Below are 24,588 nucleotides of genomic sequence, written 5' to 3' on the forward strand. Positions count from 1 at the left end.
GTTTAGCCCCGTGAAGACGGTGCAAAGACCGGTGTCATGCCAGGCAGACCCTTGAGCGCAAACTCCCCCACCTGAAGTGAAGGCTCCTCCAACAATCCGGACATCTCGGCCGAGACCAACAGCGACTGGTCGGTCTCAGAGCACAAAGCCTCTATCCGTGCAGCGAGGTTCACCGCCGGTCCCAGAACCGTGAAATCCAAGCGTCGTTCAGACCCGGTATTGCCGTACAGGACATTGCCGATGTGCAGCCCGATGCCGAACTGAATGTCTCCGTCTTGTTGTGCCAAGGCTTGTTGCGCCGCGGCAACGGCATTGCGTGCGGCGCCCGACCGCGCTTCGGTCACCGGAAACACCGCAAGCACGCCGTCGCCCATGAATTTCAGAATTTCTCCACCATGGGCCCGCACCGCATCATCGAGAATGTCGAAATAGGCGTTGGCGATTGCCACGGTCTCTTCCACGCGGCGTTCGGTGTTCAGCTGTGTCCATCCGCGCAGATCGCTGACCAAAATGGCCGCGTCCAGATGGTCCACATGACCTCGCGTGATGTCTCCACCCAGTACCCTCTGCCCGGTAAGCGGCCCGAGATACGCCGTTGCCACTGCCTTGGACAGCACGGTAAGCCGCCGCACCTCGACCAGTGTGGAAACGACCGGTGTGATTGCCAAGAGCCCGTCGACATCTATCTGGGAGAACCCGTCAGGCGCGTCAGACACCGCGACAAGGAGGCCGCTCAGATGGTCGCCATAGATCAATGGAAGGCCAAGGTAATCCGTCGCCCCCCTTTCTCGCAGTTCGTGAAAGGCGAGGTGATGGTCTGGTGTCAGCGCGCTCAGATCCTGACGCACGGGCGCACGAGTTTGCGAGATACGGGCCATTGGGCTGCCTGCAAAACTACTGCGCTGTTCCAGCCCGTGGGGACTGACAAACACCTCTTGTGGGCCAGTTTCACGCTCCCAGATCGTGCTGATTGCAGTAACCAGCGGATGCGTGGTCCGCATGGCAATTCGCAACCGCCACAGGGGCACACCGACCTCGGACAGCTTGTCAGCCAGCGCATAGGTCAATGCCTCGAGATGCGGCATGCCGGGGCCTTCGCGCAAGAGCCAACTGGTGATGTCCTGACGATTCCATGTCATGGGTTGAATGTAGGCGATTTGTTTCGCGATCCTATAGGGAATACCGCGTGCCACAACGCTTGCATCACCTCATCTCCTCGTCTATACGCCCCCGGTGGCGTTTTGCGCCACGAGAATCAAAATCAAGAAACGCCGTGGTTGGCCCGTTAACGCTTCGGGGGTCACATCCGGCAAAGGAGAAGCGAAATGAAACTTCATGAACTGCGCGATAACGACGGCGCAACCAAGAAACGCACACGTGTTGGCCGTGGTCCGGGTTCGGGCAAAGGTAAAACCGGTGGCCGTGGTATCAAAGGTCAAAAGTCGCGTTCGGGTGTTGCGATCAACGGGTATGAAGGCGGCCAGATGCCCCTCTACCAACGTCTGCCTAAGCGTGGCTTTAACAAGCCGAACCGCAAAAAATTCGCCGTTATCAACCTGGGCCTGATCCAGAAATTCGTTGACAACGGAACTCTCGACGCCAAAGCCGCCATCACCGAAGACGTTCTGGTCGAAACCGGTGTTGTACGTCGCAAGCTGGACGGCATCCGTGTTCTGGCCAAAGGCGAAGTTTCTGCCAAGTTGAACATCGAAGTAACCGGTGCTTCCAAGTCGGCTGTTGAAGCCGTCGAAAAAGCAGGCGGTTCGTTGAAAGTGGCTGCCGCGGCTGCGGCAGAATAAGAGGTTGTGAGCGGGCCTCGCGCCCCTTACATACACTCCTAGTTTTCCAAACGCCGCCGAACCGGAAAACGGTTTTGGCGGCGTTTCCAGTTTAAGAGAGATCCGAATGGTATCTGCAGCAGAGCAAATGGCCGCCAACACAAGCTGGGCAGCCCTAAGTAAAGCCACCGATCTTCGCAATCGTATCCTGTTCACGCTGGGCCTGCTGATCGTTTACCGCCTCGGGACGTTTATCCCGGTTCCCGGTATCGACGGCGTTGCGCTGCGTGAATTTATGGACGATGCGGCGGCCGGTATTGGCGGTATGCTAACCATGTTCACCGGCGGTGCGCTGGGACGCATGGGTATCTTTGCTCTGGGCATTATGCCCTATATTTCGGCCTCGATCATCGTACAGCTTTTGACCTCGATGGTGCCTGCGCTTGAGCAACTCAAGAAAGAGGGCGAGCAGGGTCGCAAGAAAATCAACCAATACACCCGATTTGGCACCGTGGCCCTTGCGACGTTGCAGTCCTACGGCCTTGCCGTCTCGCTTGAGGCTGGTGAGTTGGTGACCGATCCGGGCATGTTCTTCCGCATCGCCTGTATGATTACCCTCGTTGGCGGCACCATGTTCCTGATGTGGCTGGGTGAGCAGATCACCGCACGCGGAATCGGCAATGGTATTTCGCTGATCATCTTTGTCGGCATCATCGCCGAAGTCCCAGCTGCCTTGGCTCAGTTCTTTGTTTCGGGTCGTTCCGGCGCGATCAGCCCCGGCGTGATTATCGGCGTGATGGTGATGATGGTGGGGCTCATTGCCTTTGTGGTCTTTATGGAACGCGCGCTTCGCAAGGTGCATATCCAATACCCGCGTCGTCAGGTTGGCATGAAAGTCTATGATGGCGGCTCGTCGCACCTGCCGGTTAAAGTGAACCCCGCAGGCGTGATCCCGGCGATCTTTGCATCGTCGCTGTTGCTGTTGCCCACCACGATCTCGACCTTTTCTGGCGCCTCAACAGGCCCGATCATGTCGACCATCCTGGCCTACTTCGGCCCCGGTCAACCGCTCTATCTCTTGTTCTTTACAGCGATGATCGTGTTCTTCGCCTATTTCTATACGTTCAACGTGTCGTTCAAACCCGAAGAAGTTGCCGACAACCTCAAGAACCAGAACGGCTTTGTTCCGGGCATTCGCCCCGGCAAGAAAACCGCCGAGTATCTTGAGTATGTTGTGAACCGGGTTCTGGCGCTGGGCGCGGCCTACCTTGCGGCAGTTTGTCTCCTTCCTGAGATTCTTCGTGGCCAGTTCGCGATCCCCTTCTATTTTGGCGGGACTTCGGTTCTGATTGTTGTGTCGGTGACGATGGACACCATCCAACAAGTTCAGAGCCATCTCTTGGCCCACCAATACGAAGGCCTGATCGAAAAGTCGCAGTTGTCCGGTAAAGGCCGCAGCAAGCGCAAGCGTAAAGGACCGGCACGCCGATGAACATTATTCTGCTTGGACCACCCGGCGCGGGGAAGGGCACACAAGCCCAACACCTCGTGGACGACCGCAACATGATCCAGCTCAGCACCGGCGATATGCTGCGGGCTGCCAAGGACAGCGGCACCGAAATGGGTAAGGTCGTGGCAGATGTTATGGCGCGCGGCGATCTTGTCACCGACGAGATCGTGATTGGCCTGATCCGTGAAAAGCTCGAGGGCGACAAGCAGGGCGGTTTTATCTTTGACGGCTTCCCCCGCACCTTGGCGCAAGCCGACGCACTGGGCCAGCTTCTGGACGAGATGGGCGAGAGCCTGGATCACGTGATCGAACTGCAGGTCAACGATGACGTACTGGTCGACCGCATCGTCAACCGCGCCAAAGAAGCGGTTGCCGCCGGTGGAACGGCGCGTGCGGATGACAACGCCGAAAGCCTCAAGGTGCGCCTGATGGCTTACTACAAACAGACCTCGCCGCTGATCGGCTATTACTATGCCAAAGGTCAGCTTCAGGGCGTCGACGGTCTGGGCCAGATCGCCGAAGTCAGGGCCGAGATCGCGGGTGTATTGGGATAATGGATCCTGACACCGGAGGACATGAAAAGAGCGGCTTGGGTAAGCGGCTCTTTTTTATTTTTGGCGGCATCGGCCTCTTGTGCCTGATCGGGCTGTTGGTGTTTGGCCACTTTTTCAGACAGTATGCCAACCGCTGCCTGAAACCGGACTCGGCGACATATATCATTGATGATATCGCGCGTTCCGAACAGTGTGATTGATAGCTCTTGACGCCCTAAGAAAATCCCCATAAACCGCGCTATCTCTATTGAGAGAATCACATTGCCCAAGGGGTCGCACCCCGCAAGCAAGATCACCTGAATCAGCTGAGGCCCGATCGCGAACTGCGTCGGGCTTACGTTGTGAAAAAAGGTTCCGGAACTACGGAACCGCAACGAAAAGGAAAGTGACACGTGGCACGTATTGCCGGCGTAAACATCCCGACCCACAAACGGGTCCCGATCGCCCTGACTTATATCACTGGTATTGGCCATACATCGGCCAAAGAAATCTGCGACTCTGTTAAGATCGACGCCTCGCGCCGTATCAACGAACTGAGCGATGCAGAAGTTCTGGCCATCCGTGAGCACATCGACGCCAACTACACCGTCGAAGGTGACCTGCGTCGTGAGACTCAGATGAACATCAAGCGCCTGATGGACCTTGGCTGCTACCGTGGCCTGCGCCATCGTCGCAACCTGCCTGTCCGCGGTCAGCGCACCCACACCAACGCTCGCACCCGCAAAGGCCCTGCAAAGGCCATTGCTGGTAAGAAGAAGTAAGGGAGGGTTTGATCAATGGCACGTGAAAAGACTCGCACGAAGAAAAAAGAACGTAAGAACATCGCATCCGGTGTTGCGCACGTTAACTCGTCGTTTAACAACACCAAGATCCTGATTTCGGACGTTCAAGGCAACGCGATTGCCTGGTCGTCGGCTGGCACCATGGGTTTCAAAGGATCGCGTAAATCGACTCCTTATGCTGCTCAGATGGCTGCAGAAGATGCAGGCAAAAAAGCACAGGACCACGGCGTCAAGACGCTGGAAGTCGAAGTTCAAGGCCCCGGTTCGGGTCGTGAATCGGCTCTGCGCGCCCTGGCTGCAATCGGTTTCAACATCACCTCGATCCGTGATGTGACCCCGATCGCCCACAACGGCTGCCGCCCGCCGAAACGCCGCCGCGTTTAAGCATAGTTTATTAGGTCTGGGGCCGCGTGATTTTCACGGCCCCAGTTCGCCATTTTGAAACCTCGGGAGTCTGGCGCTCTCGGACATGGAGGCCAGACAAGAATGGAGGGACGCATGATCCACAAAAATTGGGCAGAGCTCATCAAGCCGACACAGCTGGATGTGAAACCGGGAACTGACCCGGCCCGCAAGGCAACCGTGGTTGCCGAACCGCTGGAGCGCGGCTTTGGTCTGACACTGGGCAACGCGCTGCGTCGCGTCCTGATGTCGAGCCTGCAAGGCGCTGCCATCACCAGCGTTCAGATCGACAACGTTCTGCACGAGTTCTCGTCTGTCGCCGGTGTGCGCGAAGACGTGACCGACATTATCCTGAACCTGAAGGGTGTTTCCTTGCGCATGGAAGTCGAAGGGCCCAAGCGCCTGTCGATCAATGCCAAAGGCCCTGGCCTTGTCACCGCCGGTGACATCAGCGACAGCGCAGGCATCGAGATCCTCAACAAGGATCACGTGATCTGTCACCTTGATGATGGCGCGGACCTGTTCATGGAACTGACTGTCAACACCGGCAAAGGTTACGTGTCGGCTGACAAGAACAAGCCCGAAGATGCACCGATTGGCCTGATCCCGATCGACGCCATCTATTCGCCGGTCAAACGCGTCAGCTATGACGTGCAGCCAACCCGCGAAGGCCAGGTTCTGGACTATGACAAGCTGACCATGAAAATTGACACCGACGGTTCGATCACGCCGGATGACGCCGTGGCTTTCGCCGCGCGCATCCTGCAAGACCAGCTGTCGATCTTCGTCAACTTTGATGAGCCTGAAGCCGCTGGCCGCCAGGAAGAAGACGATGGTCTCGAGTTCAACCCACTTCTGTTGAAGAAAGTGGACGAACTGGAACTGTCGGTTCGCTCGGCCAACTGCCTCAAGAACGACAACATCGTTTACATTGGCGATCTGATCCAGAAAACCGAAGCCGAGATGCTGCGCACTCCGAACTTCGGCCGCAAATCGCTTAACGAGATCAAAGAAGTGCTTTCGGGCATGGGACTGCACCTTGGCATGGACGTCGAGGACTGGCCGCCGGACAACATCGAAGATCTGGCGAAAAAGTTCGAAGACTCGTTCTAAGACTTTCGGGAGGGCGCAAGCCCTCCCGCGAATGCCCGCAAATGCGGGGAAAACATGGGCATCTGCCCCAAGGAGAGCCGCTGACACGCATCAGTGGCCAGACAAAGCAAAAACGCCTGTAGAAGGCACATTAGGAGACTAGAAAATGCGTCACGCACGTGGATACCGCCGCCTGAACCGGACACATGAGCACCGTAAAGCTCTGTTTGCCAACATGGCTGGCTCGCTCATCGAACATGAGCAAATCAAAACAACCCTGCCCAAGGCCAAAGAACTGCGCCCGATCATCGAAAAGATGATCACGCTGGCCAAACGCGGTGACCTGCACGCCCGCCGTCAGGCCGCGTCAAAACTGAAAGAAGATCAGTACGTCACAAAACTGTTCGACGTTTTGGGCCCGCGCTATGCCGACCGTCAGGGTGGCTATGTTCGCATCATGAAAGCCGGTTTCCGTTACGGTGACATGGCGCCGATGGCGATCATCGAATTCGTCGATCGCGACGTCGACGCCAAAGGCGCAGCCGACAAAGCCCGCGCTGCTGCGGAAGAAGTCGACGCCGAAGAATAAGAAGTTCCCGGGTAAACCGGTGATTTGGCCCCCGTCTGGACACAGGCGGGGGTTTTTCTTTGTCTTGTTCTCTTCGAGGGGACGTTTGAAGTATTAGGTGGATTTTGGTCAATCTCTCTTCCAAGCTGACACTTGGAGGTTCCAAAGATGGGCATTTTGCAAAACATCCCCGAAGTGCTGACCGGCCCGTCCGTGTGGCAGGGCAAAGACATGGCACGTCAGCAGGGTACATGGCTGATCTCGCTCGCGCCCGACGACATTGCCGATCTGGAACAGGCAGCGCGGCATTTTCTTTCACTGGGGCGGGACATCGGAGAGATCTCCAAAGACACCTTTCCGCTGACCAGCTTTGCACCGCATCTTTCGAAGATGCGCGAGACGTTAATCCACGGGATTGGCTTCGAAGTGCTGCGCGGATTGCCCATCGCGAGGTATTCACAAGAAATGGCCGCGGCGATTTTTTGTGGCGTCGGCGCACATCTGGGCTCAGCTCGCTCGCAGAATGCGGCAGGTCACATACTGGGCCACGTGCGTGATGTCGGGGCGGACGCCAATGATCCCAATACCCGCATCTACCAGACCCACGACCGTCAGACCTTTCACACCGACAGCGCGGATATTGTTGCGCTCTTATGCCTGCAGGACGCTCAAGAGGGCGGTGACTCGCTCTTGGTCAGTGCCGAGGCGATCTACAACCGAATGCGTGCCGAGCGCCCCGATCTGCTCGAGTGTCTGTTCGAACCCATTGCCACCGACCGTCGCGGCGAGGTGCCCGAGGGCATGTTGCCCTATATGACAATCCCTCCGCTGAACTGGCATGAGGGCAAGCTGACAGTGTTCTATCAGCGCCAGTATATCGACAGCGCACAGCGCTTTCCGGATGCTCCGCGACTGACCAAAGAGCATGTGGCTGCTCTCGACATGTTTGATGCCTTGGCCAATGATCCCGATCTGCATATGACCATGCGGCTGGAGCCGGGTGACATGCAATTCGTTTACAACCATGCACAACTGCATGACCGTACCGGGTTTACCGATTGGCCGGACCCGGCCCGGCGGCGCCATCTGTTTCGCCTGTGGCTCTCACCGCAGGGCGACAGAGAGCTGCCCGGTTGTTTCACGCAGCGCTATGGCGACATTACGGTTGGGCAACGGGGCGGGATCATCACAGCGGGGACCAAGCTGCACGCGCCGCTGGACTGACGCGGCCTTGCAAATCCCGACGCGGCCTCGCATATCCTTGGAGCAACACCACGAGGAGAGCCCATGTTTCGTGTCACCCTGACAGCCCTGACGATTGCTCTGGCATCCATCGCCACCGCCGAGACCCGTGTTCCGCAGTCACAGGCCGAGATTTCGCTGGGCTTTGCCCCTTTGGTCAAACAAGCGGCCCCGGCTGTGGTCAACATCTATGCCAAGCGTGTGGTCGAAGTCCGTGACAGCCCCTTTGGCGGGGATCCGTTCTTTCAGAACCTGTTTCGCGATTTTGGCCAGTCACGACCAAGGGTTCAGAACTCGCTGGGGTCCGGTGTGATCCTGTCCGCGGATGGCATTGTCGTGTCAAACTATCACGTGGTCGGCATGTCGACCGACATCCGGGTGCACCTGAATGATCGGCGCGAATATAACGCGCGGGTATTGCTGGCGGATCAGGAAAGCGATCTGGCGATCCTGCAACTTGAAGGCGCCAGTGACATGCCGTTCTTGCGTCTGCGAGACAGCGACACGGTAGAAGTGGGTGAACTTGTTTTGGCTGTTGGCAACCCGTTCGGGGTTGGCCAGACCGTCAGCAGCGGAATCGTGTCGGGGCTGGCGCGTTCAGGCATGGCGACCGGCAATGCACGCGGCTATTTCCTGCAAACAGACGCTCCGATAAATCCGGGGAACTCGGGTGGGGCGCTGATTGATATCAATGGCGATCTCATTGGGGTCAACACCTCGATCCTGACGCGCTCGGGCGGCTCAAACGGGATTGGATTTGCTATTCCGGCCTCGCTGGTGCGGCAATTTGTGGAACAGGCGCGTGCCGGACAGGACGCGTTTCAGCGCCCTTGGGCCGGCATGTTCGGCCAGCCCGTCGATGCTGACATGGCCGAAGGGCTGGGGCTGGAGCGGCCGGGAGGCATCGTGATCTCGGAGCTGCATGAGCGCAGCCCATTTCTTGAAGCCGGGTTCCGGGCGGGAGACGTGATTTTGGACGTGGGCGGAGAACCGGTGAACACCCCTGCCGAAATGATCTTTCGCATGTCGGTGGCTGGGATTGGCCAAGAGGTCGAGGTGCATGCTTTGAAAGACGGTGAGATGTCCGTGGTGCCGGTTCGCCTGATTGATGCGCCAGAGGTTCCGGCCCGCGACACGGTAACGACGGGTCGCAAGTCCTCTGTGCCTGAAATGGTGCTGTCGAACATCAACCCGGCGGTACTGGGCCAGTTTGGTTTGCCGCTCAGTCTTGCGGGTGTGGTGATCGAAAATCCCGGTCCAACCGGCGGTCGCATGGGATTGCGTGCGGGGGATGTGCTGTTGTCGATTGACGAGCAAGCGGTTGGCACCACCTCCGAGGCCCGCGATGCGCTGCGCAAAGCCCGCGGCAGGGTGACAATTGAAATTCAGCGCGGCAATCAGCGGCTGGTCTCGCGGTTCCGGCTCTGATGGCAGACCTGTTTGATACCCCGGGCGGCAAAGTGCCGGACACCGCTCCGCGGCCCCTGGCCGATCGTTTGCGGCCCAAGACGCTGGCCGAGGTGATCGGACAGGATCAGGTGCTTGGCCCCGAGGCGCCTCTGGGCGTGATGCTGGCGTCGGGCAGCCTGTCGTCCTTGGTGTTCTGGGGGCCTCCGGGGGTTGGTAAGACCACCATTGCGCGGCTCTTGGCGGATGAAACCAACCTGCATTTCGTGCAGATCAGCGCGATCTTCACTGGTATGCCAGAGCTGCGCAAAGTCTTTGAGGCCGCGAAAATCCGGCGCCAGAACGGGCAGGGCACGCTATTGTTCGTGGATGAGATTCATCGCTTTAACAAAGCCCAGCAAGACGGGTTCCTTCCGCATATGGAAGATGGCACGATCCTTCTGGTGGGGGCGACAACCGAGAACCCGAGTTTCGAGCTGAACGCCGCTGTGCTGAGCCGGTCGCAGGTATTGGTGCTTGAACGTCTGGCGCTGGCGGATCTGGAACGTCTGGCTCAACGCGCCGAAAAAGACCTGAACCGGGAGCTGCCGCTGAACGGGCACGCCCGCGAGGCGCTGTTGGAAATGGCCGATGGCGACGGGCGGGCGCTCTTGAACCTGATCGAACAGGTCGCCGCGTGGAAGGTTGACGGCAAGTTGGACGCCGAGGCGCTTGCGAAACGCTTGATGAAGCGGGCGGCCAAGTACGACAAATCCGGCGATGAGCACTACAACCTGATTTCCGCCCTGCATAAATCGGTGCGTGGCTCGGATCCGGATGCCGCCCTTTATTGGTTTGCCCGCATGCTTGAGGGCGGCGAAGACCCGCGTTTTCTCGCGCGCCGGATCACCCGCATGGCTGTGGAAGATATTGGTCTGGCCGATCCGCAGGCACAGGCGGTCTGTCTGCAATCCTGGGAAACGTATGAGCGGTTGGGCAGCCCCGAGGGCGAATTGGCGCTGGCACAGGCGCTGGTCTACATCGCGCTGGCCCCAAAATCGAACGGGGTCTATGTCGGCTACAAAGCGGCGCGGGCCTCGGCACGCAAAACCGGCTCAGAGCCACCCCCCAAGCATATCCTGAACGCCCCGACATCGCTGATGTCCGAGCAGGGCTATGGCGCGGGCTATCAATATGACCATGACGCCGAAGACGGGTTTTCGGGGCAGGATTATTTCCCCGAAGGCATGAAGCGTCCGGTGATGTATCAGCCCGTTGAGCGCGGGTTTGAACGTGAGTTAAAGCGGCGGCTGGACTACTTCACCAAGTTGCGTTTGAAGCGGAACAGTTAAGGGGCCAGCCCCTCTTGGCCCCGGCGGGGCCAATTCACCCTGGGATATTTGGGGCCAAAAGAAGCCGGGGTGTATTGCTTGACAAACCGGGCGGTGCGGGTGACAGACGCACGATGTTCATGAACCTTCTTTATGTGGCCTTTGGCGGGGCCGTTGGTGCAGCTTTGCGCTATCTGACCGGGATCGGTGTGATCCGGCTCCTCGGGCATGGATTCCCGATGGCGATCATCACGGTGAACATTCTGGGGTCGTTTCTGATGGGGGCCTTTGTGGTCTTGGCCGCGCATCGCGGGCTGACGCATTTGTCGCCTCTGGTGATGACGGGGTTTCTGGGGGGGTTCACCACCTTCTCGGCGTTTTCGCTTGAGGCGGTTACCTTGTTTGAGCGTGGTCAGTTGGGGGCCGCCGCGGCCTATGTTCTGATTTCGGTTGTCGGGTCGGTTGCGGCGTTGATGCTTGGTCTTTGGATTGCGAGAGGAATGATCGCATGAGTGGTGTGCAGAACCTGATTGTGGCGGAAGAAGATGCGGATCAGCGTCTGGACCGCTGGTTGCGCCGTATGTTTCCGCATGTGACCCAAGGGCGGATCGAAAAGATGTGCCGCAAGGGTGAATTGCGTGTTGAGGGCGGGCGCGTGAAACCTGCGACCCGTCTTGAGGCCGGGCAAAAGGTACGCATTCCGCCGCTGCCGCATCCAGGTTCGCAAGCCGAACGCCCCCAGACACGTGTCTCTGAAGCAGATGCCCGCATGATCCGCGACGCTGTGATCTATATGGACGATCACGTGATTGCGCTGAACAAACCGGCCGGGCTGGCAACACAAGGCGGCAGCAAGCAAACCCGCCATGTGGATGGGCTGGCTGAGGCGCTGACCTTTGAGTTTGACGAAAAACCCCGGCTGGTGCACCGGTTGGACAAGGACACTTCGGGCGTGCTGCTCTTGGCACGGACCCGCGCAGCAGCACAGGCATTGACGGCCGCAATTCGCCACAAAGAAACCCGCAAGATTTACTGGGCCGTCGTGGCCGGCGTGCCGACGCCCTATCTGGGTGAGATTAAATATGGGCTGGTCAAAGCCGGTGGTCATGGCCGCCGTGGTGAAGGCGAAAAGATGATCTGCGTGCACCCGCGCGAGGTGGACAGCACCCCGGGTGCCAAACGTGCGATCACGCAATATGCCACGCTGTACCGGGTGGCGAGCCGTGCGGCCTGGGTGGCGATGGAGCCGATCACCGGTCGAACGCACCAGCTGCGTGCACATATGGCCGAGATTGGCCATCCGATTGCCGGGGATGGCAAATACGGCGGGTCCGCACAGGAAAACATGGGGGATGGCTGGGGGTCCAAAATGGGCGGGATCATCTCAAACAAGCTGCATCTGCACGCGCGCAGCATGACGTTTGAGCATCCCGAAACGCGCAAACCCTTGACCGTGACTGCACCCCTGCCAGAGCATATTGCCCATACGTTCGAAACCTTTGGCTGGACTGTTGATCTGGCTGCTGACGATCCTTTCGAGAACCTCAGATGACCAACCTGCGCCTTGTGGTGTTTGACGTGGACGGAACCTTGGTGGACAGCCAGGCGGATATCCTTGCCGCAATGGCCGCCGCGTTTGAGGCCGTTGGGCTTGCCTTGCCGTCACAGGATGAGATCCTGAGCATTGTGGGCCTCTCGCTTAACGTAGCGATGCCCCGGCTTGCTCCGGACGCAGACCGTGAAGCACATCACGCGCTCGAGGATGCATACAAGGCGTCTTACATGCAGTTGCGGATTGAGCGTGGCGCTGCAGAATCGTCACCGCTCTATCCCGGCGCGGCCGAGGTTTTGGCGCAGCTGAATGCACGCTCTGATCTGGTTTTGGGCGTTGCGACGGGAAAATCACGCCGGGGATTAGACAAACTGTTGGAAGGTCACGGGCTGCAAGACGTGTTCGTGACCCAGCAGGTGGCTGATTTCCACCCTTCGAAACCGCATCCATCGATGTTGCAGGCCGCTTTGGCCGAAACCGGTGTGGCGCCACAGCAGGCGGTGATGGTGGGCGATACAAGTTTTGATATGGACATGGCCCGCGCGGCGGGCTTCACGGGCATTAGGGTAAGCTGGGGGTATCATGACCGCACAGCACTGTCGGCGGCAGAGGTGGTGATTGACCGCTTTGCGGCCCTACCGGCTGCCTTGAAGAATATCTGGGGATAATGAGATGAGTGGTTGGGCACAAAAGCGGTTCTGGACGCAAGCAGGCATTGCCGAAGTCGATGGTGGTTTTGCCGTGGAATTGGACGGGCGCCGGGTTAAAACGCCGGCCAAAGCGCCGTTGACCGTGCCAACCCGCGCGATGGCTGAAGCGATCGCCGCAGAATGGCAGGCACAGGGTGAAAAAATTGATCCTACCACCATGCCAGTGACACGATCTGCTAATGCAGCCATCGACAAGGTGGCGCATCAGCATGGCGAAGTGGCGGATATGCTGGCCGAATATGGCGGGTCAGACCTGTTGTGCTACCGGGCTACGGGGCCGGTGGAATTGGTGGCGCGCCAGGCCGAACAATGGGATCCAATGCTGGATTGGGCCGAGGACGCGCTGGGCGCACGATTGAAGACTGTGAGTGGCGTGATGCACGAGGCGCAAGAGATCGAAACCCTCAGCCACCTGAGTGCACAGGTTCATGCCCTGAACAACTTTGAATTGGCGGCATTTCACGACCTTGTCAGCCTGTCCGGATCACTGATTCTGGGCTTTGCTGCGGTGCATGCAGCACGCCCGATTGAGGGCCTTTGGACCCTGTCGCGACTGGACGAAACCTGGCAGGAAGAACAATGGGGTGCAGATGACGAAGCGGCAGCCCAAGCCGAGGTCAAGCATCAGGCGTTTTTGCACGCCGACCGATTCTTTCTTTTGGCGCAAAAATAATGTGCATTTTCATATAGTTGAATCCTAGCGAGTGATCTCGCAAGGATTCCTGCGCGGAATGATTGAAATCGGTGATACTGCCCTTGACGTTTTGCGATGAATCCGCCCAAACTGAGCACTTGTAAGGGGGGGAGCACCCTTTGCGTAACCCATCCGGTCTCACTCGACCGGTAAGTAAACACCCAAAAAGGGTGTACCATCAGGAAGAGGTAAATATGAAAAAATCCGTAATTTTTGGTGCGCTGACTGTCGCTGGCCTTGCGGCTGGCGCGGCTGCTGCTGGCACGCTGGATGACGTGAAAGCCCGTGGCAAGCTGAACTGCGGCGTAACCACCGGCCTAGTCGGCTTTGCTGCGCCGGACGCAAACGGCAAATGGGATGGCTTTGACGTAGGTGTCTGCCGTGCTGTTGCTGCTGCTGTCCTGGGCGACCCGGCTGCCGTTGAATTCGTTCCGACCACTGGTAAAACCCGCTTTACCGCTCTCGCCTCGGGTGAGATCGATATGCTGGCGCGTAACACCACATGGACTTTCTCGCGCGACGTGGACCTCAAGTTCACTTTCGTTGGCGTGAACTACTATGACGGTCAGGGCTTTATGGTTCCATCCGAACTGGGTGTGTCCTCGGCTAAGGATCTGGACGGCGCGACCGTTTGTATCCAGACCGGCACCACCACCGAGCTGAACCTCGCGGACTTCTTCCGCGCCAACAACATCAGCTACGAGCCGGTTCCGATTGAAACCAACGCAGAAGGTCAACAGCAGTATCTGGCTGGTGCCTGTGACGTTTACACCACCGACGCTTCGGGCCTCGCGGCAACCCGCGCAACCTTCGAAGATCCAGGTGCACACGTTCTGCTGCCAGAAATCATCTCGAAAGAGCCACTCGGTCCGCTTGTTCGTCATGGCGACGACAACTGGGGTGACGTGATTCGCTGGACGCTGAACGCGCTGATCACTGCAGAAGAGCTGGGCGTAAGCTCGGCCAATGTTGGTGAGATGTCGAGCGGCACCAACAATCCTGAAGTGAACCGTCTCTTGGGTACCGAAGGTAACCTGGGCGAAATGCTGGGTCTGTCGGCTGACTGGGCCAAAGCAGCCATCATGGCTGGCGGCAACTATGGTGAGCTGTTTGAGAAGAACATCGGTGAAAACACTCCGATCGGTCTGGCCCGTGGCCTGAACGCTCAGTGGACCGATGGCGGCCTGATCTACTCGCCGCCCTTCCGTTAAGATACCAAACCAAAGGGCGCGAGATCATCTCGCGCCCTTTGACTTTTATGATTCCAAAAAAATCGGCCACGGACAGCAAGTCCAAACAAAAAACCGGCCGAACAACGGGGAACATCTTAGATGACTACACTGACCGACCCTCCTAAGGAGTCGTTCCGGCTATCTATGTTGATATACGACAGCCGGTATCGTTCCATGACAATTCAGGTCGTCGCAATGATCTTCTTTATGTTGGTGGCCGCATGGTTGCTCAACAACGCGATCATCAACCTGAATACTCTTGGCAAACCGATTTCATTCAAGTTTTTGAGCAATCCAGCCGGGTATGACATCAACCAGCGGCTTCTGGACTATTCCAGCCGTGATATCAATTTGCGCGCTGCGCTGATTGGATTGTTGAACACGCTCGTTGTTGCAGTGCTCGGGTGTATCACCGCCACAATCATCGGTGTGATCGTGGGCGTTCTGCGTCTGTCATCTAACTGGTTGGTTGCCCGGATCATGACGGTTTACGTCGAAATGTTCCGCAACGTGCCGGTTCTGCTTTGGATCATTCTGGCATGGGCCATTTTGAGTGAGAGCCTCCCCAAGATCAAATCCTTCCGCGGTGAGAACGCAACCAGTTCGATGAGCTTGTTTGACTCGGTCGCGATCACCAACCGCGGGATCTATATCCCCGAGCCACTGTTCAGCAGAAGCCTCGGGAACATCCATCTTCTTGGTGATTCCGGTTTGCGGTTTGATATTTCAATCGACCTCATCGCTATTGTGGTTGTTCTGGCTCTGAGCATCTTTGGTATGCGCAAGGTAACAGCCCGCGCCAATGCCGTGCAGGAAGCAACCGGCGATCGGCCCACAACATGGTATATCCAGCTGGGTATCCTGTTTGTGCCCATGATTGCCTTGCTCGTCGCACTGGGGTTCCACCTGGGACTGCCTGAACTCAAAGGGTTCAACTTTAAGGGTGGCACCCATTTGCGTAACTCGCTGATCGCTTTGTGGCTGGCTTTGTCGCTATATACGGCCGCGTTCATCGCCGAGATCGTGCGCGGTGGCATTATGGCCATTTCCAAAGGTCAGAGCGAAGCCGCTGCTGCCCTTGGGCTTCGGCCAAACCGGACCATGAGCCTCGTGATCCTGCCTCAGGCCCTTCGGGTCATCATCCCTCCGATGATTTCGAACTACCTCAACCTGACCAAGAACTCGTCCTTGGCCATTGCGGTTGGTTATTTCGATCTCACCGGCACGTTGGGCGGCGTCACGCTGAACCAAACGGGCCGCGAGTTGGAATGTGTTCTGCTTTTGATGTTGGTTTATCTGGTGATCAGCTTGCTGATTTCAGCCGTGATGAACTGGTACAACAAACGCGTCGAATTGGTGGAGCGGTAATATGAGCGATCTCTCTTTTGTACGCACAGAAATGTTGCCCGAGCAGGCCCCTCCGGCCTCGGAAATCGGCGTCGTTGGCTGGTTGCGTCACAACCTGTTCTCGGGATGGATCAACTCGATCCTGACGGTAATTTCGTTGCTGGCGATCTATGGCGTGTTGTCGGTTTTGATCCCCTATGTGTTCCAGTCTGTCTGGAATGCGGAATCTCTGAATGAGTGCCGGGAAATCATGCTGGCCAACTGGGGCAGTACACATGGGCACGCCTGCTGGGCGGTGATCAACGAACGTTGGCTGCAGCTCTTGTTCGGCTTCTACCCACCCGAACTGTACTGGCGTCCTATTCTGGCACTGGTTCTTTTGGTTGCGGCCTTAGCACCGATCCTGTTCGCAGATCGCGTGTCCTCGAAGCTACTGATCGTAACGGCGATCTATCCTTTCATCATGCCTTGGCTGATGTGGGGCGGATCTGTCTGGGGTCCGGTGAGCATTGCGCTTGGTTTTGTCGTCGGTTTCATGGTCTTGAAATACGCAACAAACGCAATGGGTGAACTGATTGCCCTGATCGCAGCCGTAGTGTCAGCTCTGATCTGGTGGGTACTCCTCGCCGGCGTCTTTGCAGGCGCCTTGGATGCAATCTTGCCATTTGCGCTTGAGTCAGTGCAGTCGCGCCAGTTCGGTGGCTTCATGCTGGCGATCCTTTTGGGTGTTGTGGCCATTGGCTGCTCGTTGCCCATCGGGATTGTTCTGGCCTTGGGGCGGCAATCGCACCTGCCGATCGTGAAATGGCTGTGTGTGTGCTTCATCGAGTTTATTCGCGGTGTGCCCCTGATCACGCTGTTGTTTGTGGCCTCGCTGCTGCTCAACATCTTCCTGCCACCCGGCTCAAACTTTGACATCATCCTGCGGGTGATGATCATGGTGACACTGTTTGCTTCTGCCTATATGGCCGAGGTGATCCGGGGTGGTTTGGCGGCGCTGCCACGCGGTCAGTACGAAGGGGCCGACAGTCTCGGTCTGGATTACTGGCAATCGCAGCGGCTGATCATCATGCCACAAGCTCTGAAAATCTCTATTCCAGGGATCGTCAGTACCTTCATCGGGGTTTTCAAAGACACCACACTTGTGTCGATCATCGGCTTGTTCGATGTGATCGGACTGACGCATGCGATCCGGGCAGATACCGCCTGGAACGGCATCTATTGGGAACTGTTCGCGTTTATCGCGCTCTTGTTCTTCGTCGTCTGTTTCTCGATGTCCCGCTATTCCATGTATCTTGAGCGTCGCCTCAAGACTGGCCACTAATAAGGAGTTCTGCACATGTCTGAACTTGCAACATCTCGCGAAATCGATCGCTCCAAAATGCAGGTCTCTGATGAGGTCGCGATTGAAATCACAAACATGAACAAGTGGTACGGTACGTTTCACGTGCTGCGCGACATCAATCTGACGGTTAATCAGGGTGAACGGATCGTGATTGCCGGACCTTCGGGTTCCGGTAAGTCGACCCTGATCCGCTGCCTGAACGCGCTGGAAGAGCACCAGCAGGGCCGGATCATCGTTGATGGAACCGAACTGTCCAACGACCTCAAGAACATCGACAAAATTCGTCGTGAGGTGGGCATGGTGTTCCAACACTTCAACCTGTTCCCGCATCTCAGCATTCTGGAAAATCTGACGCTGGCCCCGATTTGGGTCCGCAAGACGCCTCGCAAAGAGGCCGAAGAAACGGCGATGCACTTCCTTGAAAAGGTGAAGATCCCTGAACAGGCCGACAAGTATCCCGGTCAGCTGTCCGGTGGTCAGCAGCAGCGTGTGGCGATTGCTCGTTCGCTTTGCATGCGTCCGCGCATCATGCTGTTTGATGAACCGACCTCGGCACTTGACCCGGAGATGATCAAAGAGGTGCTCGACACCATGATCGAACTGGCCGAAGAGGGCATGACCATGCTCTGCGTGACCCACGAGATGGGCTTTGCCCGTCAGGTGGCGAACCGCGTGATCTTTATGGACGCGGGCCAGATTGTGGAGCAGAACGAGCCGGAAGAGTTCTTCAACAACCCACAAAGCGACCGGACCAAGCTGTTCCTCAGCCAGATCCTCGGTCACTAAGTTTTACAAAAGTAAGCTTTTGGAAAGGCGGGGATTTCCCCGCCTTTTCTTATGCCGCTACCAATTCGCGCGGAACGATGAATTTCTTCACTTTGCCGGTGCCAAAGCTAACATCGGCCCAGCTGTCGACATCGAACTTGAACACGGTTGTGGCGCAGGTCGGATAGTCCAGAAACCGGCGATGCGCCGGGAGGTCCCTCGCCAGGCGTTCAGCAAACTCGGCAATCCCGGGGTTGTGACCGATCATCATCACCTTCTTGCCAGTGGCGTTGTGCAATTGTCTGAGCATCATGGTGGAACCAGCGTGATAGAGCGCGCTCAGGAACACCGGCTCAACGTCAAATCCCATAAGCGCGGCCGTCTCACGCGTGCGCGCAGCATCCGAGCTAAGGGTTTCATCCGGCACCATTTTCTCGTGCCGCAGCCAGTCCCCAACGGCCTCGGCAGAGGCTCGGCCGCGTTTGTTCAAGGGGCGGGCATGGTCAGTCAGATCCAGCTGCTTCCAGCTAGATTTGGCATGGCGGGTGAGGATGAGTTTAAGAGCCATTTTCCAGAAAGATTCGCATATGAAAGGATGATTGCGTCTCTAGTCTGCCATAAGCCTGCGACGCCGGGCAAGCGCGCCGGGCCGCACAGCCCCGCGACAAACACGCCTTGGGGTCATCACTGCCGATGGCGCCCCGGCAGGCATCCACATCGTAAAACTCACCTGAAAAGGCATCGACGGGACAGGCTGTGACGCAGGGTTGGTCCGTGCATGTGATGCAGGGTGAGGCCGGTGGTGGTGGCAATTTGATCCTGTCAGCCAGCCCCAGCGCACCCCGGAACGAGGCAAACAGCCCGGCCGTGTCATGAACCAACAGGTTGATGGGCGAGACATGGCACCTCTGGGTACGCAGTGCCCATTGGTAGAACGGATGATAGGGTGGGCCGGTAAATGGGAAATAGGTTCGCGCGCCAAACTGGCCGGCAAGGTCGGTCAGGACCCGACGCGACCAGCGATCGATCGGATGACGCTCATAATCCAGAAATTCAGGTGTCTGCGTAACATGTGGCCAGAACCCCGGCTCATGTGGGCCCAGCAACAGGATCGTGCCGATCCCATCCAGACCGATATCTTTCCGCTCTGGGTGAAAGCCTCCTAAAACCGCCAAGTGCCGTGCTTCTGCGGCGGTTGTTATCTGGTCATACATCACTTTCTCCGAAACGGTAGCCAAAGGCTCCAGCCGAGCTTTGAGGGTCTGTCGTCCTGCCATTGCAGACCGATTGTCATATCGTCATGCCCGGCTTCGGGTTGTGCGATGTAGGTGCCGAACATTCGATCCCAGATTGACAGAGAGAATCCGTAGTTGCTGTCATGTTCGCGACGCTTCACGGAATGATGGACCCGGTGCATGTCGGGCGTGACCAGAACCTGGCGCAACATGGCATCCAACCTGATCGGCAAGCGCATGTTGGCGTGATTGAACATCGCTGTGCCGTTCAGAATGATCTCAAACAGGATAATGGCCAGCGCCGAGGGGCCAATCAGATAGACCAATCCGATCTTCAACAGCATCGACAAAGCAATCTCGACAGGGTGAAATCGAATGGCTGTGGTGACGTCGATATCGCGGTCAGCGTGGTGCACCCGGTGCAGGCGCCACAGGATCGGGACTTTGTGGGTCACCAGATGCTGCGCCCAGATCGCGAAATCAAAGATCAGGATTACCAGAACGGTTTCGACAACCACACCCAGATCAACGCGGTTCAGCAGGCCCCATCCATTGGCGCCGGCATCCATCGCGGCCCCAACCGCCAACAACGGCAAGGCAAAGGCCATCAGCCTCATCGTCACTGTGTTCAGGATGGTGATGGTCCAGTTCGTGACCCAACGTGTGCTGCGCGGCTGCGTGCGGCTGCGACGCGGGGCCAACGCCTCGATCACGGCGAACAGCGCGAACAGGCCGGCAAAGACACTCAGACGGATCAGGGTTTCGTTTTGCATCTCGGGACCTCGGGGCTGCGGTTCTTTAGATATATTCCGACCGCGGCATATTGAAAGCCCCGATCAGTCCCCGCGGATCAACGAGCCCGCGCCGTGTTCGGTGTAAAGCTCCAGAAGACAAGCATTCGGCGCCCGCCCGTCCAGAATGACCACGGCCCGCACGCCGCCGTCGATGGCGTACAGCGCGGTCTCGGTCTTGGGGATCATACCGCCCGCGATCACGCCACTTTCGGTCATCTCGCGGATTTGCTGTGCCTTCAGTTCGGTCATGACGTCGCCGTTCGCGCCTTTGACACCGGCCACGTCGGTCAGCAACAGCAGGCGATCGGCCTTGAGCGCCGAGGCAATGGCCCCGGCGGCGGTGTCGCCATTGACGTTATAGGTTTCGCCGTTGCGGCCGGCACCAAGCGGCGCAATGACCGGTATCGTGTCATTGGCAAACAATTCGTGCAGAAAATCGGGGTTCATCTCGGCAGGGGTGCCGACATAGCCGAGGTCCGGGTTGGTCTGATCGCAGATCATCAGGCCCGCGTCCTTGCCCGAAAGACCAACCGCCTTGCCGCCCTGGCCGCTGATCGCCTGAACGATGCGTTTGTTGACGACGCCGGACAGCACCATCTCAACCACCTCAACGGTGGCCGCATCGGTCACACGTTTGCCGTTCACGAACTCGGACTGGATATCCAGACGGTCCAGCATCGCATTGATCATCGGACCACCGCCATGCACGATCACAGGGTTCACGCCGACCTGACGCATCAGCACCACATCGCGGGCGAAATCATCCATCGCCTCGTCACTGCCCATGGCGTGACCGCCCAGCTTGATGACGACAATCGCCCCGCTATAGCGCTGCAGGTAAGGCAGGGCTTGGGACAGGGTACGGGCGGTGGCGATCCAATCGCGGTTCATGTTCTGCTTCTTCATGGTCCGGTTCCTCTTGGGCGACGTTGTTAGACGCTTGGGTCCCATGTGCCAAGAGGCAGAGGCGGCTTTGTGGTAAAACGGCTCAGACGAGCCCGGCGATGATCGCGCGCAGGGTGGCGATACCATCGCCCTTTTCGCTGCTGGTCAGGACCAGTTCGGGAAAGGCCGCCGGGTGTTTCGACAGCTTTTCACGCACCTGATCCATTACCTTGGCGCGGTCCTTTTCTTTGACTTTGTCGGCCTTGGTCAGCACCACCTGAAAGGTCACCGCAGAACTGTCCAAGAGAGACATGATCTCTTCGTCGACCGACTTGATCCCATGGCGCGCATCAACCAGCACAAAGGCCCGGCGCAGAGTGGCGCGGCCCGACAGGTATTGTTTCAGCAGTTTTTGCCATTTCTCGATCACCGGCAGCGGCGCGTTGGCATAGCCATAGCCCGGAAGGTCGACCAGATAGTGGCTGTCCGCCAGTGTGAAGTAGTTGATTTCCTGCGTCCGGCCGGGCGTGTTTGACGCGCGCGCCAACCGGGTACGGCCCGTCAGCGCATTGATCAGCGTCGATTTCCCAACATTAGAGCGCCCGGCAAAGCAAACCTCAATCCGGTCCGCCTCTGGTAGGCCGGACATGGCGACAACGCCTTTCAAGAACTCGCTATTGTTGCCAGCAAAGAGCTTACGGCCTTTTTCACGGCTGGCCTCGTCAGGCTCTTCGACAAGAGGGAAGGGCAGTTGCATCAACCGACCTCAATCGCGTCGCCGACAGAGATGGATCCGGATTTCGTGACCACGCCGTAGACGCCAAATTCCTGATGTCCCAGCGTGTTTAGAGTACCCAGTGTGTCGGCGTCACGCACACCGGTATTTGGGTTGGCCGTGGTGGCGAGGCAACGCGTGATTTCCTCGTGGATTTCCAGTTCGACACTGCCGATCTTGACCGTCTTACCGATCCAGCCCTTTTCGGCCCAAGGCTCAAGCCCCTGCATCACGATATTGCCGCGCCAGCGTTCCATCGCGAGATCGGTCTGCATTTGGTCTGCCAAAGCGTCATTTGAGGCCGCGTTCAAAAGGCTGATGGAAGGAAATCTGGTGTCTGTCATGCCAACACCGTCCACGCGGACGATCTTGGCCGACTGTGCGCGGTCGGCGGGCATCAGCGGGCGCACCCAGTCGAGAAAGCCCAAGAACTGCTTGTCGGGATCAAAGGTGAATTGACCCAGTTTCGGATGGCTTAACGTGACCGTATTCAACGCCTCGTCCGTCCGCGCCGAGATGGCCATCAGGGCCGGAGCCTTGGCGCCGCGCGAAAAGTTGACACAAGGCACCCAGCCACTGCCATCCGCCTTGGAGGCTTCGTGCGCGACAGCCCAGCGGCGATCCCAAGGCATGGTTTGACCCGCCGTGAGCTCGACGCGGTCCAGTGACTCGCGCCCGTGGCTTTTGATCGGGTGCCTCCAGAGGGCTGAGACCAGGGCCGACATCAGTCTTTGGCCTTGTCTTTGCGCTTGAACGACGATCGTATATTGCCGAACACGTCCGGCTTATAGCCATGACTGCGCATGATCGCATATTGCTGCGTAAAGGTGATCACGTTGTTGGTGATCCAATAGAGCACCAGCCCGCTGGCAAAGCTGCCCAGCATGAACATGAAGACCCAAGGCATCCAGGCAAAGATCATTTGCTGTGTTGGATCGGTGGGCGCCGGGTTCAGTTTCTGTTGTAGCCACATCGAGATACCCAAGAGGATCGGCAGCACACCAAGGCTGAGGATCGCAAGGATCGAGCCGGGTTCAGGCGGCATGAAGGGCAAGAGACCAAAGAGGTTCAGGATCGACGATGGATCCGGTGCCGAGAGATCTTTGATCCACAGCGCCCATGGTGCGTGGCGCAGTTCGAGGGTGACGAAAATCACCTTGTAGAGCGAGAAGAAAATCGGGATCTGGATCAGGATTGGCAGACAGCCGGAGGCCGGATTAACCTTTTCCTTTTTATAAAGCTCCATCATGGATTGCTGCATCTTTTGACGGTCGTCTCCGGCCGCTTCTTTCAGCTTCTCCATCTGTGGCTGCAGTTCCTTCATCTTGGCCATCGACGCATAGGATTTATACGCCAGTGGGAAGACCAGCAGTTTGATGATGATGGTGAGGCCGATGATCGCCCAGCCCATGTTGCCGATGATCAGGTTCAGCTCGTGCAACAGCCAGAAAATCGGCTTGGTCAGGAAAAAGAACCAACCCCAGTCAATGGTGTCGATAAAGCGATAGATGCCTTCTTCGTTCTGGTAATGACGGATGGCTTCCCATTCTTTGGCGCCGGCAAACAGACGGGATTCAATCTGCTGTGTCTCACCTGGAGCGACAGTCATCGTCGGGAAACGGGCAATCGCCTCGTAGGTGTTCACCTGCGCCGAATAGCGCAGCACCGAGGTAAAGGGTTGCTCGGCACCCGGGATCAGCATGGCCATCCAGAAGTGATCGGTAAAGCCAGTCCAGCCGTTGCCGTTCACCTGTTCGACGCTGGCACCTGGTCCCCAAACTGGGTCGGCGCCGAAATCAACCATATCGTCATAGTCAACGTCTTCACGCTCTTCCGACAGTTGGCGCATCGCGCCTTCGTGCAGAATGAAGAAGTTCATCAGGTCTTCTGGTTCGCCGTGGCGGGTCAAGGCGCCATAGGGCGCCATCGACACGGTGCCCGCGCCGGTGTTCTCAACGCTCTGCGTGACGGTAAACAGATAGTCTTCGTCAATCGACACGGTGCGGCGGAAGGTCAGGCCCGCGCCATTGTCCCATTTCAGCGTGATCGGGGTCGATGGTGTCAGGGTTTCACCGGACTCAACGCTCCAGAGCGTGTTGGCACCGGGGACGCCGTCCAGATCCAGACCTGCACCGGGTGCCCAGCCATAAAGCGCGTAATAGGCGTGCTCTTGGCCCTTGGGCGACAGGAAAGTCACGATTGGCGAGTCTTCGGCCAGTTCTTCGCGGTAATCCTTCAGTTTCAGATCGTCCAGGCGTCCACCCAAGAGCGAGATCGAGCCGGTCACACGGTCGGTTTCAATGTCCAGACGAGGGGCATTGGCCTGCTCCGTGGTTTCGGTTGTGGCGGGGGTTCCGCCAGCCGATGTCGCCGCAGGTGCCGTGCCCGCGGGCGCGGTGGCTGCTGGCTGTTCGCCCGCAACTGTTTCGGTCGGTGCGTTGGGGTCCACAGCCGCTTGTTCGGGCGGTGGGAACAAAAGAAACCACACAAGGATCACGCCAAAGCTGAGCGCTGTCGCGAGGATGAGGTTCTTGTTCTGATCGTCCATTGCCTGGGCCACCTGTCTTTGAAACGTTGGGGTGGTTCAACAGAGGTGCGGCCCAAAGGTC

At 57.9% G+C, this 24,588-nt stretch carries 27 protein-coding genes; 19 read left to right on the plus strand and 8 right to left on the minus strand.

All coding sequences use genetic code 11. The features are described from left to right. Window positions 1-2 precede the first annotated feature (2 nt). Entirely contained in the window at window positions 3-1,139 is a 1,137-nt protein-coding gene (locus Q0932_RS18510) for an adenylate/guanylate cyclase domain-containing protein (RefSeq protein ID WP_299356392.1), read from the minus strand. 186 nt (window positions 1,140-1,325) lie between these two features. On the opposite strand from Q0932_RS18510, the gene rplO reads away from it, so the two are divergent. From rplO to Q0932_RS18605, 19 genes are all read left to right on the plus strand, one after another. Beyond that, entirely contained in the window at window positions 1,326-1,799 is a 474-nt protein-coding gene (gene rplO / locus Q0932_RS18515) for a 50S ribosomal protein L15 (protein WP_299356394.1), read from the plus strand. 106 nt (window positions 1,800-1,905) lie between these two features. Continuing rightward, window positions 1,906-3,270: a preprotein translocase subunit SecY gene (gene secY / locus Q0932_RS18520; protein ID WP_299356396.1), complete on the plus strand. Its 1,365-nt coding sequence runs from the start codon at window positions 1,906-1,908 to the stop codon at window positions 3,268-3,270. Further along, a complete protein-coding gene (locus Q0932_RS18525) occupies window positions 3,267-3,842 on the plus strand; it encodes an adenylate kinase (RefSeq protein WP_299356398.1) in 576 nt (191 codons plus the stop codon). Before secY ends, Q0932_RS18525 begins: the two co-directional genes overlap by 4 nt. Beyond that, on the plus strand, window positions 3,842-4,042 hold the full coding sequence (locus Q0932_RS18530; protein WP_299356400.1) for a hypothetical protein: 201 nt from the start codon (window positions 3,842-3,844) through the stop codon (window positions 4,040-4,042). The genes Q0932_RS18525 and Q0932_RS18530 overlap by 1 nt, the downstream gene beginning before the upstream one ends. Before the next feature lie 192 nt (window positions 4,043-4,234). Further along, the gene (rpsM, locus tag Q0932_RS18535; protein ID WP_299356401.1) at window positions 4,235-4,603 is read left to right on the plus strand and encodes a 30S ribosomal protein S13; all 369 of its coding nucleotides are present in this window, start codon (window positions 4,235-4,237) and stop codon (window positions 4,601-4,603) included. Window positions 4,604-4,618: 15 nt separating this feature from the next. Next, window positions 4,619-5,008: a 30S ribosomal protein S11 gene (rpsK, locus tag Q0932_RS18540; protein ID WP_299356403.1), complete on the plus strand. Its 390-nt coding sequence runs from the start codon at window positions 4,619-4,621 to the stop codon at window positions 5,006-5,008. A 114-nt stretch (window positions 5,009-5,122) separates the two neighbouring features. Then, entirely contained in the window at window positions 5,123-6,139 is a 1,017-nt protein-coding gene (locus Q0932_RS18545) for a DNA-directed RNA polymerase subunit alpha (RefSeq protein ID WP_299356405.1), read from the plus strand. A 145-nt stretch (window positions 6,140-6,284) separates the two neighbouring features. After that, window positions 6,285-6,707, plus strand: coding sequence for a 50S ribosomal protein L17 (gene rplQ / locus Q0932_RS18550; RefSeq protein WP_299356406.1), 423 nt, complete (start codon window positions 6,285-6,287; stop codon window positions 6,705-6,707). Window positions 6,708-6,854: 147 nt separating this feature from the next. Continuing rightward, on the plus strand, window positions 6,855-7,910 hold the full coding sequence (locus Q0932_RS18555) for a TauD/TfdA family dioxygenase (RefSeq protein ID WP_299356407.1): 1,056 nt from the start codon (window positions 6,855-6,857) through the stop codon (window positions 7,908-7,910). A 63-nt stretch (window positions 7,911-7,973) separates the two neighbouring features. Further along, window positions 7,974-9,356 (plus strand): trypsin-like peptidase domain-containing protein, encoded by a 1,383-nt coding sequence (locus tag Q0932_RS18560; protein WP_299356408.1) that lies wholly within the window; start codon window positions 7,974-7,976, stop codon window positions 9,354-9,356. After that, window positions 9,356-10,666, plus strand: a complete 1,311-nt coding sequence (locus Q0932_RS18565; protein ID WP_299356410.1) for a replication-associated recombination protein A — start codon at window positions 9,356-9,358, stop codon at window positions 10,664-10,666. The genes Q0932_RS18560 and Q0932_RS18565 overlap by 1 nt, the downstream gene beginning before the upstream one ends. A 113-nt stretch (window positions 10,667-10,779) precedes the next feature. Continuing rightward, the gene (gene crcB / locus Q0932_RS18570) at window positions 10,780-11,157 is read left to right on the plus strand and encodes a fluoride efflux transporter CrcB (RefSeq protein ID WP_299356464.1); all 378 of its coding nucleotides are present in this window, start codon (window positions 10,780-10,782) and stop codon (window positions 11,155-11,157) included. After that, window positions 11,154-12,197: an RluA family pseudouridine synthase gene (locus tag Q0932_RS18575; protein ID WP_299356412.1), complete on the plus strand. Its 1,044-nt coding sequence runs from the start codon at window positions 11,154-11,156 to the stop codon at window positions 12,195-12,197. The genes crcB and Q0932_RS18575 overlap by 4 nt, the downstream gene beginning before the upstream one ends. Then, window positions 12,194-12,865, plus strand: coding sequence for an HAD-IA family hydrolase (locus Q0932_RS18580; protein WP_299356414.1), 672 nt, complete (start codon window positions 12,194-12,196; stop codon window positions 12,863-12,865). Before Q0932_RS18575 ends, Q0932_RS18580 begins: the two co-directional genes overlap by 4 nt. Window positions 12,866-12,869: 4 nt before the next feature. Beyond that, window positions 12,870-13,580, plus strand: a complete 711-nt coding sequence (locus tag Q0932_RS18585; RefSeq protein ID WP_299356416.1) for an ATP12 family protein — start codon at window positions 12,870-12,872, stop codon at window positions 13,578-13,580. Between the two features lie 215 nt (window positions 13,581-13,795). Continuing rightward, a complete protein-coding gene (locus Q0932_RS18590) occupies window positions 13,796-14,812 on the plus strand; it encodes an amino acid ABC transporter substrate-binding protein (RefSeq protein WP_299356418.1) in 1,017 nt (338 codons plus the stop codon). Window positions 14,813-14,932: 120 nt separating this feature from the next. Continuing rightward, window positions 14,933-16,201, plus strand: coding sequence for an ABC transporter permease subunit (locus tag Q0932_RS18595; protein WP_299356420.1), 1,269 nt, complete (start codon window positions 14,933-14,935; stop codon window positions 16,199-16,201). Between the two features lies 1 nt (window position 16,202). Beyond that, complete coding sequence (locus Q0932_RS18600) at window positions 16,203-17,504, plus strand: amino acid ABC transporter permease (protein WP_299356422.1); 1,302 nt, start codon at window positions 16,203-16,205, stop codon at window positions 17,502-17,504. Window positions 17,505-17,519: 15 nt separating this feature from the next. Next, the gene (locus Q0932_RS18605; RefSeq protein ID WP_299356424.1) at window positions 17,520-18,311 is read left to right on the plus strand and encodes an amino acid ABC transporter ATP-binding protein; all 792 of its coding nucleotides are present in this window, start codon (window positions 17,520-17,522) and stop codon (window positions 18,309-18,311) included. A 49-nt stretch (window positions 18,312-18,360) separates the two neighbouring features. Here the strand turns inward: Q0932_RS18605 and Q0932_RS18610 are convergent, their stop codons facing one another. From Q0932_RS18610 to yidC, 7 genes are all read right to left on the minus strand, one after another. Further along, window positions 18,361-18,858 carry a histidine phosphatase family protein gene (locus Q0932_RS18610; RefSeq protein ID WP_299356426.1) on the minus strand — a complete coding sequence of 166 codons (498 nt, stop codon included), beginning with the start codon at window positions 18,856-18,858 and terminating at the stop codon, window positions 18,361-18,363. Continuing rightward, the gene (locus Q0932_RS18615; protein WP_299356428.1) at window positions 18,848-19,504 is read right to left on the minus strand and encodes a ferredoxin; all 657 of its coding nucleotides are present in this window, start codon (window positions 19,502-19,504) and stop codon (window positions 18,848-18,850) included. The genes Q0932_RS18610 and Q0932_RS18615 overlap by 11 nt, the downstream gene beginning before the upstream one ends. Further along, window positions 19,504-20,298 (minus strand): sterol desaturase family protein, encoded by a 795-nt coding sequence (locus Q0932_RS18620; RefSeq protein ID WP_299356430.1) that lies wholly within the window; start codon window positions 20,296-20,298, stop codon window positions 19,504-19,506. The genes Q0932_RS18615 and Q0932_RS18620 overlap by 1 nt, the downstream gene beginning before the upstream one ends. A 63-nt stretch (window positions 20,299-20,361) precedes the next feature. Further along, the gene (gene argB, locus Q0932_RS18625) at window positions 20,362-21,225 is read right to left on the minus strand and encodes an acetylglutamate kinase (protein WP_299356432.1); all 864 of its coding nucleotides are present in this window, start codon (window positions 21,223-21,225) and stop codon (window positions 20,362-20,364) included. An 82-nt stretch (window positions 21,226-21,307) separates the two neighbouring features. Continuing rightward, a complete protein-coding gene (gene yihA / locus Q0932_RS18630; protein ID WP_299356434.1) occupies window positions 21,308-21,961 on the minus strand; it encodes a ribosome biogenesis GTP-binding protein YihA/YsxC in 654 nt (217 codons plus the stop codon). Continuing rightward, entirely contained in the window at window positions 21,961-22,704 is a 744-nt protein-coding gene (locus tag Q0932_RS18635; RefSeq protein ID WP_299356436.1) for an MOSC domain-containing protein, read from the minus strand. Before Q0932_RS18635 ends, yihA begins: the two co-directional genes overlap by 1 nt. Beyond that, on the minus strand, window positions 22,704-24,527 hold the full coding sequence (gene yidC, locus Q0932_RS18640; RefSeq protein ID WP_299356439.1) for a membrane protein insertase YidC: 1,824 nt from the start codon (window positions 24,525-24,527) through the stop codon (window positions 22,704-22,706). Before yidC ends, Q0932_RS18635 begins: the two co-directional genes overlap by 1 nt. Between the last annotated feature and the right edge of the window lie 61 nt (window positions 24,528-24,588).

Source organism: uncultured Shimia sp. (assembly GCF_947498095.1).
Taxonomy (GTDB): Bacteria; Pseudomonadota; Alphaproteobacteria; order Rhodobacterales; family Rhodobacteraceae; genus Shimia.

Excerpts from the sequence above, each read along its gene's own strand:
- Q0932_RS18510 (WP_299356392.1), bottom strand. The coding sequence starts at position 1,139 with ATGACATGGAATCGTCAGGACATCACCAGTTGGCTCTTGCGCGAAGGC.
- rplO (WP_299356394.1), top strand. The coding sequence starts at position 1,326 with ATGAAACTTCATGAACTGCGCGATAACGACGGCGCAACCAAGAAACGC.
- secY (WP_299356396.1), top strand. The coding sequence starts at position 1,906 with ATGGTATCTGCAGCAGAGCAAATGGCCGCCAACACAAGCTGGGCAGCC.
- Q0932_RS18525 (WP_299356398.1), top strand. The coding sequence starts at position 3,267 with ATGAACATTATTCTGCTTGGACCACCCGGCGCGGGGAAGGGCACACAA.
- Q0932_RS18530 (WP_299356400.1), top strand. The coding sequence starts at position 3,842 with ATGGATCCTGACACCGGAGGACATGAAAAGAGCGGCTTGGGTAAGCGG.
- rpsK (WP_299356403.1), top strand. The coding sequence starts at position 4,619 with ATGGCACGTGAAAAGACTCGCACGAAGAAAAAAGAACGTAAGAACATC.
- Q0932_RS18545 (WP_299356405.1), top strand. The coding sequence starts at position 5,123 with ATGATCCACAAAAATTGGGCAGAGCTCATCAAGCCGACACAGCTGGAT.
- rplQ (WP_299356406.1), top strand. The coding sequence starts at position 6,285 with ATGCGTCACGCACGTGGATACCGCCGCCTGAACCGGACACATGAGCAC.
- Q0932_RS18555 (WP_299356407.1), top strand. The coding sequence starts at position 6,855 with ATGGGCATTTTGCAAAACATCCCCGAAGTGCTGACCGGCCCGTCCGTG.
- Q0932_RS18560 (WP_299356408.1), top strand. The coding sequence starts at position 7,974 with ATGTTTCGTGTCACCCTGACAGCCCTGACGATTGCTCTGGCATCCATC.
- Q0932_RS18565 (WP_299356410.1), top strand. The coding sequence starts at position 9,356 with ATGGCAGACCTGTTTGATACCCCGGGCGGCAAAGTGCCGGACACCGCT.
- crcB (WP_299356464.1), top strand. The coding sequence starts at position 10,780 with ATGTTCATGAACCTTCTTTATGTGGCCTTTGGCGGGGCCGTTGGTGCA.
- Q0932_RS18575 (WP_299356412.1), top strand. The coding sequence starts at position 11,154 with ATGAGTGGTGTGCAGAACCTGATTGTGGCGGAAGAAGATGCGGATCAG.
- Q0932_RS18580 (WP_299356414.1), top strand. The coding sequence starts at position 12,194 with ATGACCAACCTGCGCCTTGTGGTGTTTGACGTGGACGGAACCTTGGTG.
- Q0932_RS18585 (WP_299356416.1), top strand. The coding sequence starts at position 12,870 with ATGAGTGGTTGGGCACAAAAGCGGTTCTGGACGCAAGCAGGCATTGCC.
- Q0932_RS18590 (WP_299356418.1), top strand. The coding sequence starts at position 13,796 with ATGAAAAAATCCGTAATTTTTGGTGCGCTGACTGTCGCTGGCCTTGCG.
- Q0932_RS18595 (WP_299356420.1), top strand. The coding sequence starts at position 14,933 with ATGACTACACTGACCGACCCTCCTAAGGAGTCGTTCCGGCTATCTATG.
- Q0932_RS18600 (WP_299356422.1), top strand. The coding sequence starts at position 16,203 with ATGAGCGATCTCTCTTTTGTACGCACAGAAATGTTGCCCGAGCAGGCC.
- Q0932_RS18605 (WP_299356424.1), top strand. The coding sequence starts at position 17,520 with ATGTCTGAACTTGCAACATCTCGCGAAATCGATCGCTCCAAAATGCAG.
- Q0932_RS18610 (WP_299356426.1), bottom strand. The coding sequence starts at position 18,858 with ATGGCTCTTAAACTCATCCTCACCCGCCATGCCAAATCTAGCTGGAAG.
- Q0932_RS18615 (WP_299356428.1), bottom strand. The coding sequence starts at position 19,504 with ATGTATGACCAGATAACAACCGCCGCAGAAGCACGGCACTTGGCGGTT.
- Q0932_RS18620 (WP_299356430.1), bottom strand. The coding sequence starts at position 20,298 with ATGCAAAACGAAACCCTGATCCGTCTGAGTGTCTTTGCCGGCCTGTTC.
- argB (WP_299356432.1), bottom strand. The coding sequence starts at position 21,225 with ATGAAGAAGCAGAACATGAACCGCGATTGGATCGCCACCGCCCGTACC.
- yihA (WP_299356434.1), bottom strand. The coding sequence starts at position 21,961 with ATGCAACTGCCCTTCCCTCTTGTCGAAGAGCCTGACGAGGCCAGCCGT.
- Q0932_RS18635 (WP_299356436.1), bottom strand. The coding sequence starts at position 22,704 with ATGTCGGCCCTGGTCTCAGCCCTCTGGAGGCACCCGATCAAAAGCCAC.
- yidC (WP_299356439.1), bottom strand. The coding sequence starts at position 24,527 with ATGGACGATCAGAACAAGAACCTCATCCTCGCGACAGCGCTCAGCTTT.